Raw genomic sequence first — 12,177 nt, forward strand, 5'->3', positions numbered from 1 at the left:
CCGATGACCTCTTCGACTGTCTGGGGACCGCGCATCCCGGCATTGCTCGTCGTGCTGAGCTTGCTGCCCACGGGGCACAGCCTTGCCGCGGGCGACGCGCAGCACTGGAACTACCGGGTGCAAAGCGGCGACACGCTGCTGAGCTTGAGCGAAAGCCTGCTCGACCCCGGCTACGGCTGGCGCGATCTGCAGAAGCTCAACCGCATCGCCGACCCGCTCAGGCTGCAGCCCGGCTCCAGCCTGCGCCTGCCGCTGACCTGGCTCAGGCGCGAGGCCGCGGTGGCGCGCGTGGTTCATCTGCAAGGCGAGGTCAGGCTGCAGCGGCCTGGCGTGGCCGATGCCCAGGCCCTGCTCGCCAGCGGTGCCGAGCTGCGCGCCGGCGACCGGCTGGAGACCGGCCGCCAGGGCAGCATCAGCCTGCGCTTCGCCGACGGCTCGCGGTTGCTGCTCAGCCCGGGCAGCCGCATGACGATCGACGAACTGCTCGTGCATGGCCGCAGCGCCATCCCGTCGACGCGCCTGCGCCTGGAGCAGGGCAATGTCGAGAACAGCGTCCAGCCGGACAAGGCGAACCCGCCGCGCTACGAGATCCGCAGCCCGCACCTGAACCTGGGTGTGCGCGGCACCGAGTTCCGCGTACAGGCCGACGCCGGCAGCAGCCGCGCCCAGGTTCTGGAAGGACGGGTCGCGCTGACGCATGCCGCCGCCGAGATGCCGCTGACGGCGGGCTACGGCGTCGCGGTCGCCGCAGGCCAGCCGCCGGCCAAGGCGCAGGCGCTGCTGCCCGCACCCTCGCTGGCCGGCACCGCCGCCAGGCTGGAACGGCTGCCGCCGCAGCTCGAGTGGGCTGCGCAAGCCGGCGCGCTGCGCTGGCGTGCGCAGGTCTTCGCCGCCGGCAGCGGCGATGAGCCGCTGATCGCCGAGGCGCTGGTGGATCGACCCCTGGCGCAGTGGCCCGAGCTGCCCGATGGCAGCTACCGGCTGCGCGTGCGCGGCATCGATGGGCTCGGCCTGGAGGGACGCAGCGCCGAGAGCGCCTTCGTGCTGAAGGCCAGGCCCGAACCTCCCTTCCTGCAGGCACCGGCCGCCGACGCGGCGATCTACGGCGACAGCGTGCGCTTCGCCTGGACCCGCGTGCTGGCCGCCGCGCAGTACCGCCTGCAGGTGGCCGACAGCGCCGACTTCAGCGCACCGCTGCGCCTGGATCGCGAGCTCGAGCAGGGCAGCGAGTTCAGCACCGCACTGCCGCCCGGCCGCTATTTCTGGCGTCTGGCCAGCGTGGCCCGCCATGCCAGCGGTGCGCCCGACCCCGGCCCCTTCGGCGATGTGCAGAGCTTCACGCTGCGCCCCCTTCCGCCCAGCCCCGTGCCGCAAGCGCCCGAGCTGGGCGATGCGCTGACGCTGCGCTGGCGCGCTGTGCCCGGCATGCGCTATCAGCTGCAGCTGGCTGCCGATCAGGACTTCGCCCGGCCGATCGGCCAGTGGGACGCCAGCGAGCCGCAGCTGAGCCTGGACCGCCCCGGCCCGGGCAGCTACTACCTGCGGCTGCGCAGCGTCGATGCGCATGGCCAGGCCGGGCCCTGGGGTGGCACCCAGCAAATCGATGTGCCGCATCCGCGCTGGCTGTGGTTGCTGCCGCTGCTGCTGCTGCTCGGCCTCTGAGCCCGGGCCACGCCGATGCAGCAGCCAGACGAGACGCCGAGCCCGCTGCGCGCCCTGGCCCGTCCCTGGCACAGGCTGGGGCTGCCACTGGTTCTTGCGCTGGTGTTGCTGCTCACCCTCAGCGGCAGCTTGCGCCAGCCGCAGACCGCGTTCGCCGACCTGCTGGCACGCTGGGCGGCACCCGCGCTCAGCTACGACGAGGTGCTGGTCGTCGACATCGACGACGTCGGCCTGCGTCAGATGCAGCCATTGCTGGGCGACTGGCCCTACTCGCGCCAGGTCTACGCGCTGCTGATCGATTACCTGCGCGACGCCGGCGCCGAGCTGGTGGCGATCGACATCGTCTTCGCCGGTGAGCGCGCCGGCGACGAGGACTTCGCGCGCACGCTCGCGCAAAGGCCCGACGTGGTGCTCGCTGCCGCGGCACTGCAGCAACCGCTCGAGATGGATGCCCGCGAGGCGACGCTGCTGCAGCCGCTGGGGCAGCCCGCGCGCGGCGAGCACGATGCCGCGAAGGCCTGGGCCGCGCTGAGCCTGCCGTCGCCCGCCTTGCTGGCCGCACAGCGGCTTCCGGGCGGGCTGGGCATCATCACCACGGCGCTGGACAGCGACGGCCGGCTGCGCCAGCTGCCGATGTTGCACCGGGTGAAGGACCGCCTGCTGCCGGCGCTGCCGCTGGCCACCCAGCTGCGCCAGGCCAATGCCCTGCGCTGGCTGGTCGACGATCAGCAGCGCCTGGTGGTCGGTGCGCGACGCTGGCAGCTCGACGCGCAGGGGCGCGTGCGCCTGCCGTTGCCCGCCAGCGATGCCGCGCTGCCACGCGTGGCCTGGCAAAGCCTGGTGCGCGCCGCGCTCGGCGACGTGACGCAGGAGCAGGACGCCGCGCTGCGGCGCCAGCTGGCCGGCCGTACTGTCTTCATCGGCAGCAGCGCCTTCTTTGCGGACGCGGTGATGACGCCCGCCGGTCAGATCTCCGGCACCTCGATGCTCGCAGCGGCCCATGCGGCGCTGAGCCAGGGCCGGCAGTGGCTGGCGCCCGGCTGGGGCTGGCAGACGGTGGCCTGGCTGATCGCTGCGCTGCCGCTGCTGGCCGCCGGCGCCACCCGGCGGCCGCGGCTGGCCGCGCATGCCTTGCAGGCGCTGGCGGCGCTGCTGGCGCTGGCGCTGCTGGTCGGGCTGGCGCTCCGCCAGGCGGTGCTGTTCGCGCCGCTGGAGCCGCTGCTGCTGCTGCTCGGCGGCCTGGGCTTTCTTGCGCTGGCACAGCTGCGCTGGGAGCAGCTCAACAGCCGGCAGCTGCGCTACGAACGCGAGCTGGCCGAAGCAGCCAGCCAGGCCAAGAGTCAGTTCCTGGCCAACGTCAGCCACGAGATCCGCACGCCGATGAATGCGCTGCTCGGCACCGCCGAACTGCTGGCGCGCACGCCGCTGAGCGCCGAGCAGCGCCGCCATGTCGAGCTGTTCCAGTCCTCGGGGCAGGCGCTGTTCGCGCTGATCAACGAGCTGTTGGACATCTCAAAGATCGAAGCCGGGCGACTGGAGCTGGACGCGCGCGACTTCGACGTGCGCGCATTGGCCGAGCAGTGCATTGCCCTGCTCAGGGCCCGGGCCGAAGGCCAGGGGCTGTGGCTGCGTCTGGACTTTTCGCCGTCGGCCGAGGGCTGGGTGCACGGTGACGACAAGCGCCTGCGCCAGGTGCTGCTGAACCTGCTGGGCAATGCGATCAAGTTCACCCAGGTGGGCCGCGTCACGCTGCTCGTGCGCCGCGACGAGGACATGCTGCGCCTTACCGTCAGCGACACCGGCATCGGCATCGCGCCGAGCAAGCACGAGCTGGTCTTCGAGCCCTTCACCCAGGCGGACGGCAGCGTCACGCGCTTTTTCGGCGGCACCGGCCTGGGTTTGTCGATCAGCCGCAGCCTGGTGGAGCTGATGGGCGGGCGCATCTGGCTGGAGAGCGTGCCCGGCCAGGGCAGCAGCTTCCACATCGCGCTGCCGCTGCCGGCGTGCGCAGCGCCGCCTGCTGGCCAGCGTCCGGCGGCTCAAGCGGCGCCCAGCACGCCGCCACCGCCACAGACCATCCTGCTGTGCGAGGACAACGAGGTCAATGTGCTGGTGCTCGAAGCCATGCTGGAGCCGCAGGCGCACCGCATCGACGTGGCGACGAACGGCGTGATTGGCGTCGAGCGCTTCCGCAGCGGCGCCTACGACCTGGTGCTGATGGACGTGCAGATGCCGGGCATGGACGGCCTGAGCGCGACGCGCGAGATCCGCCGCATCGAAGCCGAGCAAGGTCGGGCGCGCACACCGGTGATCGCGCTGAGCGCGAATGCCTTCGCCGACGATGTGCGGCGCAGCCTGGAAGCCGGCTGCGACGACCATCTCAGCAAGCCGGTGGGGCTGGACGAGCTGCTCGCGATGGTCGCGCGCTGGGCGCGCCGCGGCATACCGCCCGAACTCGCACCGCAGGCGACGGCACCGGCGCTGCCGACGTTGGACACCGACGCGCTGACGCCGCAGCGCCTGGCCCATGCGCGCGCCTTTCTGGCCAGCTGGCGGCAGAGCTGGGCGATCGCCAAGCCCGAGCAGGCCGCGCATCTGCTCGCGGACCTGCTGGCGCTCGCCCGCGAGCTGCGCGCCGAAGCGCTGATTGCGGCCGTGCTGGCCCTGCGCGCTGCGGCCGACTCGGCCCAGACCGGCGACCTTGCCCGTCAGCGCCTGGAGGCCGAGATCGACCGCGTGCTGGCGGCCTTGTCCTGAGCCCTGCAGCCTCGCCGCAGCCGGTGTAGGCTTCGCGCCTGCCCATAGTCACAAAAGATCGATCGCCCACCGGAGACACCGCCATGAGCATCCAGCTCCACGTCAACGGCAAGCCAGTGCGCCTGGATGCCGACCCCGACATGCCCCTGCTGTGGGCGCTGCGCGAAGACCTGCAGCTCACCGGCACCAAGTTCGGCTGCGGCATGGCGCTGTGCGGCGCCTGCACCGTGCACCTGGACGGCCAGCCGGTGCGCAGCTGCTCGACACCGCTGTCGGCCGCCGCCGGCAAGAAGGTCACCACGGTCGAAGGCGTCGGCGCCAGCAAGACCGGCCGCGCGGTGCAGCATGCCTGGCTGAAGCTGGACGTGCCGCAGTGCGGCTACTGCCAGAGCGGCCAGATCATGAGCGCCAGTGCGCTGCTGGCGAAGAAGAAGTCGCCCAGCGACGCCGAGATCGATCAGGCGATGAGCGGCAACCTCTGCCGCTGCGGCACCTACAACCAGATCCGCGCCGCCATCCATGATGCGGCCGCCACGCTGCGCAAGGGAGGCTGAGATGAGCGATACCGCAAGCCTGACCAGGAGCACCCGCCGCGGCTTCCTTGCCGGCAGCGCCGCGCTGAGCATAGGTTTCGCCCTGCCCTTGGCCGGCGGGCGTGCACAGGCCCAGGCCAGCAACACCTTCGCGCCCAATGCCTGGCTGCGCATCACGCCGGACAACCGCGTCACCGTGGTCTGCGGCTCGGCCGAGATGGGCCAGGGCGTGCTGACCGCGATCCCGATGCTGGTGGCCGAGGAGCTGGACGCCGACTGGTCATTGGTCAGCGTCGAGCAGGCCGGTGCCGACCCGGCCTACAAGAACCCGATCTTCGGCATGCAGGCCACCGGTGGCAGCACCACGGTGCGCGCGCACTGGACGCCGCTGCGCCAGGCCGGCGCGGCAGCGCGCGAGATGCTCGTCGCCGCAGCGGCACAGCAGTGGAAGCTCGACGCCGCGCAGCTGCGCACCAAGCGCAGCCATGTGCTGGGCCCGGGCGGCAAGAAGATCGCCTACGGCAAACTGGTGCAGACGGCGGCCGCGCTGCCGGTGCCGACGTCACCCAAGCTCAAGGCCAGCCAGGACTTCAAGATCCTGGGCAAGCCGACGCGCCGGCTGGACAGCGCCGCCAAGCTCAACGGCACGGCGCAGTTCGGCATCGATGCGCGCGTCGAGGGCATGGTGGTCGCAGTGATGGCGCGCGCGCCGATCCCGGGCGCCAAGCCGCTCAAGTACGACGAGGCCGCGGCGCGTGCCGTCAAGGGCGTCACGCAGGTGATCGCGATCCCCAGCGGTGTGGCAGTGCTGGCCGAGGGCTACTGGGCAGCGAAGAAGGGCCGCGATGCGCTGCAGGTGCAGTGGGACCTGGGCGCGCATGCCCAGCTGTCCAGCGCACGCGTCAGCGAGATGCTCGCCAGCGCGGCGAGCAATGCCGACGCGGTGGCGGTGGACCGCGGCAATCTGCGCGACGCGATGGCCAATGCCGCGACCACCGTCTCGGCCAGCTACGAGGTGCCCTATCTGGCACACGCCTGCATGGAGCCGCTGAACTGCCTGGCCTGGGTGCGCGGCGACGAGGTGACGATCTGGGCCGGCACGCAGAGCCAGGGACCGTCGCAGGGCATCCTCGGCCAGGTCGCCCAGGTGGCGCCGGCCAAGGTCAAGGTCAACACGCTGCTGCTCGGCGGTGGCTTCGGACGCCGCTTCGCGCCGGACTTCAGCGTCGATGCGACGCTGCTGTCCAAGGCCAGCGGCCGCCCGGTCAAGCTGATCTACACCCGCGAGGACGATATGGCGGCCGGCTTCTACCGGCCTGCTTCGGTGGTGCGCTTCGAGGGCGCCATCGACGCACAGGGCCGCGCCAGCGCGCTGCGCGCCGATGTCGGCAGCCCGTCCATCATGGCCGGCTCGGGCTTCATGAAGCTGCCGGACAGCGGCGTCGATGGCATGGCGGTGGAGGGCATCAACGACATGCCCTATGCGATCGAGACCCTGCGCGTCGCCTACGGCCGGGCCGAGCCCGGCCCGCAGGTCTGGTTCTGGCGCTCGGTGGGGCACTCGCAGAACGCCTTCTTCGTCGAGAGCTTCATCGACGAGCTGGCGCATGCCGCCAAGGCTGATCCGCTGCAGTTCCGCCTGCAGCTGCTGGCCGACAAGCCGCGCCACCGTGCGGTGCTGCAGGCCGCAGCCGACAAGGCCGGCTGGGGCAAGCCCCGCGCCGACGGCCGCAAGCTGGGTCTCGCGCTGGCCGAGAGCTTCGGCAGCATCGTCGCCGAAGTGGCCGAGGTCTCGGTGGCCGCCGACGGCACGCCGCGCGTGCACCGGGTGGTGGCCGCGGTGGACTGCGGCCAGACCGTCAACCCGCTGACCATCGAGCGCCAGATCGAAGGCGGCATCGTCTTCGGACTCACCGCGGCGCTGTACGGCCGCATCAGCCACAAGGACGGCCGCGTCGAGCAGGGCAACTTCCACGACTATCCGCTGCTGCGCATCGCCGAGATGCCCAAGGTCGAGGTGCACATCCTGCCCAGCCAGGAGGCGCCCGGCGGCATCGGCGAACCGGGCACGCCACCGATCGCGCCGGCCGTCTGCAATGCGATCTTCGCGGCAAGCGGCATTCGTGTGCGCAAGTTGCCGATCGAGGCCTCCGCCTTGGCCCGCAAGGCCTGAACCCGGGGCAGCGCTCTGCTAAATTGGCCGGACCCTTCGTTTGGCCGATTCATGTCAACGCTGTCTCCTCTGCTTGCCTTGGCGCTGCTCGCCACCGTCGTGGCGGGCACGCTCTGGCATCGGCACCGCATGCGCCGCTGGGAGACGCTGGGCTGGGCCTTCGAGGAGGCGCCGGTGGCAATGGCCGTCGTCGATCCCGCCCAGGAATACCGGGCCCTTGCGATCAACCGTCGCTGGTCCGAGCAGTTCGGCCATGTGGACGACACCGCCATAGGCCGCAACGGCCTCGAGCTCCGGCTGTGGGAGCATGAGCAGGACCGTGACGAGCTGATCAAACGCCTGCGCGACGGCCCTTCCGAGGCACAGATCGAGGCGCCGCTGCGCCGCGCCGACGGCAGCCAGATCTGGTGCCGCATCAGCGGCAGGCAGGTGAGCCTGCGTGGCCGCCCGCATCTGCTGCTGAGCATGCAGGACATCCAGGCCCAGCACGAGCTCGAGGCAAGCCTGCGCGACAGCGAAGCAGTGGCGCGGCAGATCTTCGATGTGGTGCCCGAGGCGCTGTTGATCAGCAATGCCGACACCGGCGAGTTCATCGAGGTCAACCGCGCCTGGGTGGACCGCATCGGCTACCAGAAGGACGAGCTGATCGGCAAGACCTCGCGCGACATCCAGCTGTGGGTCGATCTGCCGGCCATAGGCCAGATGGCCGGACGCTTCGCGAAGAACGGTCAGCTCGACGGCGAACTACAGCAGATGCGCCGGGCCGACGGCGAGATCCGCGAGTTCGAGATCTCGGCGCGCCAATGGCAGAGCTCGACGAGGCGGCTCAGCATCTGGATCGCCCGCGACGTCACCGACAAGCGACGCGCTCAGCAGGCGCTGGAAGAACTCAATGCCACGCTGGAAGAGCGTGTCGCGCAGCGCACGCGCGAGCTCGCCGATGCGCTGGCGGTGGTGCAGCAGGCCCAGGATGAGCTGGTGCGCACGCAGCGCCTCTCGTCGCTGGGCGCGCTGGTGGCCGGCGTCGCCCACGAGCTGAACACCCCCATAGGCAATGCCGTGCTCTCGGCCAGCACGCTGCAGCATGTCTGCCAGGATTTCGAGCGCCAGCGTCACGAGCGGCTGACGCGCAGTGCGCTGGAGCAGTACGCCAGCACGGTGACCGAGATCTCCGGTGTGCTCGACAACAATCTGCACCGTGCCGTCGAGCTGATCAACGGCTTCAAGCAGCTCGCCGTCGACCAATCCAGCTACCAGCGCCGCGGCTTCACGCTGCACAGCGTCGTCGACGAAGTGCTGCTGACGCTGCGTCCGACGCTCAGGCGCAAGCCCTACGCGGTCGAGGTGGATGTGCCGGAGTCGCTGCTGCTGGACAGCTATCCCGGCCCGCTGGGCCAGGTGCTGATCAATCTGATCAACAACGCGGTGCTGCACGCCTTCAACGGGCGCGAGCAGGGCCGCATCCTCGTCAGCGCGCGTGCCGACGGCGAGGATCAGCTGCTGCTGCGTGTCGAGGACGATGGCGTCGGCATCCCCGCTGCGCATCTGGACCGCATCTTCGATCCCTTCTTCACCACGCGGCTGGGCCAGGGCGGCTCAGGCCTGGGCCTGCACATCTGCTTCAGCCTGATGAACGGTCTGCTGGGCGGCAGCATCGAGGCTGGCGCCTCCGAACTGGGCGGCGCTGCCTTCACGCTGCGACTGCCACGCGTGGCGCCGGCGGCGCCGCCCGGCGAGTCGGACGGCTGAGGCTGCGGCGCGCGGCCGGCCCGGCTCAGACGGCCTGCTGGGCCGGCGGGTAGCCCGCCTCGGTCAGCAACTCGACGAGCTCGTCGCGGCCCAGCTTGCTGCTGACGATCTTCAGCTCGTGGGTCGGCAGCGCGAAATCCAGCTGCGCCTCGGCATCGGCGGCCTTGACGGTCTTGGTGATCACGCCGGCGCAATGGCCGCAGCTCATATCGGGCAGGTGAAAGGCTTGTTCTGACATGCAATGCTCCATGCGGGGACTGTCGAGGCCGCCAGTCTGATGCTTGCCACGATGGCAAGGTCAAGCCCCTGTGCAGGCCGGGGCGATCCGACGGCAGCCGCTTGACCTTACCATCATGTCAAGCCTGACACTGCCCCGCATGGACAAATCCGCTACCGACACCCTCGCCTGCAAGCTGCCGATTGCGGGCATGAGCTGCGCCTCCTGCGTCAAGCGCGTGGAGAAGGCCCTGCAGGCCGTGCCCGGCGTGGCCGAGGCCGCGGTCAACCTGGCCACCGAATCCGCCAACGTGCAGGCCAGCAGCAGCACCACGCTGGACGCGCTGCGCGCCGCAGTCGAGAAGGCCGGCTACAGCCTGCGCGAGAAGACGCTGACGCTGCAGATCATCGGCATGACCTGCGCGTCCTGCGTGGGCCGTGTCGAGCGTGCCTTGAAGCAGGTGCCCGGCGTGCTCGAGGTCAGCGTCAACCTGGCCAGCGAGAACGCCACGCTGCGCCTGCTCGACAACGTGGACATGCAGGCCCTGGTCGAGGCCGTGGCCAAGGCAGGCTACGAGGCCCGGCTGCCGGCCGACAGCGATGCCCCCGCACCCACGCCCTGGCAGCACAGCGGCGCTCCGGTGCTGATTGCCGCGCTGTTCTCCGCCCCGCTGGTGCTGCCGATGCTGGGCATGGTCGCCGGCATCGAATGGATGCTGCCCGGCTGGTGGCAGCTGGCGCTGGCCGCTCCCGTGCAGTTCTGGCTGGGCGCACGTTTCTACAAGGCCGGTTGGGCGGCGCTGCGCGCCGGCAGCGGCAATATGGACCTGCTGGTCGCGCTGGGCACCAGCGCGGCCTTCGGCCTGAGCGTCTACCAGCTGCTGCGCCATGGCGAGCACGCCGGTCATGCGCTGTATTTCGAATCGGCCAGCGTCGTCATCACGCTGGTGCTGCTGGGCAAGTGGCTGGAAGCGCGCGCCAAGCGCCAGACCACCGAGGCGATCCGCGCGCTCAAAAGCCTGCGACCCGAGACCGCGCGCGTGCGCCGCAATGGCCAGGAGCAGGAGCTCCCGCTGGCGCAGCTGGTCCGCGGCGACGAGGTCATCGTGCGCCCCGGCGAGCGCATCCCGGTGGACGGCGAGGTGCTGGAAGGCGCCAGCGAGGTCGACGAATCGCTGATCACCGGCGAGAGCCTGCCGGTGGCCAAGCATGCCGGCGACAGCGTGGTCGGCGGCGCGGTCAATGGCGAAGGGCTGCTGCGGCTGAAGGCGACGGCGCTGGGCGCCGAATCGACGCTGTCGCGCATCGTGCGCCTGGTCGAATCGGCCCAGGCCGCCAAGGCGCCGATCCAGCGCCTGGTGGATCAGGTCAGCGCGGTCTTCGTACCAGTGGTCGTCGGCATCGCGCTCGCCACGGTGCTGGGCTGGGGCTTCTACAACGGCGACTGGGAGCATGCGCTGCTCAATGCGGTGGCGGTGCTGGTCATCGCCTGCCCCTGCGCGCTGGGCCTGGCCACGCCGACGGCCATCATGGCCGGCACCGGCGTGGCGGCACGCCATGGCCTCTTGATCAAGGACGCCGAGGCGCTGGAGCTGGCGGCCAAGCTGGACGTGGTCGCCTTCGACAAGACCGGCACGCTCACCGTGGGCAAGCCCGAGCTGGTGGCGCTGCAGGCCGCGCCTGGCGAGGACGAAGCGGCGCAGCTGGCACTGGCCGCCGCGCTGCAGTCGGGCAGCGAGCATCCGCTGGCGCGCGCCGTCAACGCTGCCGCCACGGCGCGGGCTCTAAGCCTGCCCGCGGTGCGCGAGCTGCGCGCGGTCGCCGGCCGCGGCGTCGCCGCGCAGGTGGACGGCGCCGAGCTGCGCCTGGGCAGCAGCCGCTTCATGGCCGAGCTAGGCGTGGACCTGAGCGCACTGCAGCCGCAGGCGCAGGCCTTGCAGAACCAGGGCCGCACCGTCTCCTGGCTGGCCACGCTGAGCCCGGCGCCGCGCGTGCTGGCGCTCTTGGCCTTCGGCGACACGCTCAAGCCCAGCGCGGCCGAGGCCATCCATGCGCTGAGCCGCCTGGGCGTGAAGAGCGTGATGCTCAGCGGCGACAACCGCGGCGCGGCAGAGGCCATCGGCCGCGAGCTGGGCATCGACGAGGTGCGCGCCGAGATCCTGCCCGAGGACAAGGCGCGCATCGTCGGCGAGCTCAAAAGCGGCGGCGCGAAGCGTGTGGCGATGGTCGGCGACGGCATCAACGACGCGCCGGCGTTGGCCGCCGCCGATGTCGGCATGGCGATGTCCACCGGCACTGACGTGGCCATGCATGCCGCTGGCGTCACGCTGATGCGCGGCGACCCGGCGCTGGTGGCGCAGGCGATCTCGCTGTCGCGCCGCACCTTGAGCAAGATCCGCCAGAACCTGTTCTGGGCCTTTGCCTACAACGTGGTGGGCATTCCGCTGGCTGCGCTGGGCTGGCTGAACCCGATGATCGCCGGCGCGGCGATGGCGTTCTCCAGCGTGTCGGTGGTCAGCAATGCGCTGCTGCTGAAGCGCTGGAGGCCGTGACCCACCCCCTACGCGCTACGCGCGCCCCCTCAAGGGGGCACGCCCGCAGGCCCGGCAGAGCCGGATCCTCGGGCGTCGCGCGGTTCCACTCCAGCGAGCGCCACGAAAGGCGAAGAGATGAAAACTGAAGATGTCATGCTCACCATCGGCGAAGCCGCGGCGCGCTCGGGCGTGTCGGCCAAGATGCTGCGCCACTACGAGTCGCTGGGCCTGCTGCCGCGCGTGGCGCGCACCGACGCCGGCTACCGGCTCTACGGCGAGCGCGAGGTGCACACGCTGCGCTTCATCCGCCGTGCGCGCGACCTGGGCTTCTCGATCGCCGAGATCACCGAGCTGCTCAAGCTCTGGCAGAACCGTCGCCGTGCCAGCAGCGAGGTCAAGCGCATCGCCCGCGCGCATATCGCCGACCTCGATCGCCGCCTCGCCGAGATGCAGGCAATGCGGCAGACGCTCATGCAGCTGGTGAGCTGCTGCCATGGCGACGAACGGCCCGACTGCCCCATCCTCGACGGGCTGGCCGACGGGCACTGACAGC

The 12,177-nt window shown here is 71.0% G+C and carries 8 protein-coding genes; 7 read left to right on the plus strand and 1 reads right to left on the minus strand.

The window, feature by feature from the left end:
• Nucleotides 1-3 precede the first annotated feature (3 nt).
• From AC2EBS_RS08900 to AC2EBS_RS08920, 5 genes are all read left to right on the plus strand, one after another.
• Nucleotides 4-1,662 carry a FecR family protein gene (locus AC2EBS_RS08900; RefSeq protein ID WP_484728032.1) on the plus strand — a complete coding sequence of 553 codons (1,659 nt, stop codon included), beginning with the start codon at nt 4-6 and terminating at the stop codon, nt 1,660-1,662.
• A 15-nt stretch (nt 1,663-1,677) separates the two neighbouring features.
• On the plus strand, nt 1,678-4,419 hold the full coding sequence (locus AC2EBS_RS08905; RefSeq protein WP_484728033.1) for a hybrid sensor histidine kinase/response regulator: 2,742 nt from the start codon (nt 1,678-1,680) through the stop codon (nt 4,417-4,419).
• Between the two features lie 83 nt (nt 4,420-4,502).
• Nucleotides 4,503-4,973: a (2Fe-2S)-binding protein gene (locus tag AC2EBS_RS08910; protein ID WP_484728034.1), complete on the plus strand. Its 471-nt coding sequence runs from the start codon at nt 4,503-4,505 to the stop codon at nt 4,971-4,973.
• A 1-nt stretch (nt 4,974) separates the two neighbouring features.
• Entirely contained in the window at nt 4,975-7,125 is a 2,151-nt protein-coding gene (locus AC2EBS_RS08915) for a xanthine dehydrogenase family protein molybdopterin-binding subunit (RefSeq protein ID WP_484728035.1), read from the plus strand.
• Nucleotides 7,126-7,176: 51 nt separating this feature from the next.
• Nucleotides 7,177-8,874: a PAS domain-containing sensor histidine kinase gene (locus AC2EBS_RS08920; protein ID WP_484728036.1), complete on the plus strand. Its 1,698-nt coding sequence runs from the start codon at nt 7,177-7,179 to the stop codon at nt 8,872-8,874.
• Nucleotides 8,875-8,899: 25 nt separating this feature from the next.
• On the opposite strand, the gene AC2EBS_RS08925 is transcribed toward AC2EBS_RS08920, so the two are convergent.
• Entirely contained in the window at nt 8,900-9,112 is a 213-nt protein-coding gene (locus AC2EBS_RS08925; RefSeq protein ID WP_484728037.1) for a heavy-metal-associated domain-containing protein, read from the minus strand.
• Between the two features lie 139 nt (nt 9,113-9,251).
• Between AC2EBS_RS08925 and AC2EBS_RS08930 the strand changes: the two genes are divergently transcribed.
• Together AC2EBS_RS08930 and cueR are read left to right on the plus strand one after the other, a co-directional pair.
• The gene (locus AC2EBS_RS08930) at nt 9,252-11,642 is read left to right on the plus strand and encodes a heavy metal translocating P-type ATPase (protein ID WP_484728038.1); all 2,391 of its coding nucleotides are present in this window, start codon (nt 9,252-9,254) and stop codon (nt 11,640-11,642) included.
• Between the two features lie 117 nt (nt 11,643-11,759).
• Nucleotides 11,760-12,173 carry a Cu(I)-responsive transcriptional regulator gene (gene cueR / locus AC2EBS_RS08935; protein WP_484728039.1) on the plus strand — a complete coding sequence of 138 codons (414 nt, stop codon included), beginning with the start codon at nt 11,760-11,762 and terminating at the stop codon, nt 12,171-12,173.
• Nucleotides 12,174-12,177 lie beyond the last annotated feature (4 nt).

The organism is Roseateles sp. T103, from assembly GCF_057219915.1.

Excerpts from the sequence above, each read along its gene's own strand:
- AC2EBS_RS08910 (WP_484728034.1), top strand. The coding sequence starts at position 4,503 with ATGAGCATCCAGCTCCACGTCAACGGCAAGCCAGTGCGCCTGGATGCC.
- AC2EBS_RS08905 (WP_484728033.1), top strand. The coding sequence starts at position 1,678 with ATGCAGCAGCCAGACGAGACGCCGAGCCCGCTGCGCGCCCTGGCCCGT.
- AC2EBS_RS08920 (WP_484728036.1), top strand. The coding sequence starts at position 7,177 with ATGTCAACGCTGTCTCCTCTGCTTGCCTTGGCGCTGCTCGCCACCGTC.
- AC2EBS_RS08915 (WP_484728035.1), top strand. The coding sequence starts at position 4,975 with ATGAGCGATACCGCAAGCCTGACCAGGAGCACCCGCCGCGGCTTCCTT.
- cueR (WP_484728039.1), top strand. The coding sequence starts at position 11,760 with ATGAAAACTGAAGATGTCATGCTCACCATCGGCGAAGCCGCGGCGCGC.
- AC2EBS_RS08930 (WP_484728038.1), top strand. The coding sequence starts at position 9,252 with ATGGACAAATCCGCTACCGACACCCTCGCCTGCAAGCTGCCGATTGCG.
- AC2EBS_RS08925 (WP_484728037.1), bottom strand. The coding sequence starts at position 9,112 with ATGTCAGAACAAGCCTTTCACCTGCCCGATATGAGCTGCGGCCATTGC.
- AC2EBS_RS08900 (WP_484728032.1), top strand. The coding sequence starts at position 4 with ATGACCTCTTCGACTGTCTGGGGACCGCGCATCCCGGCATTGCTCGTC.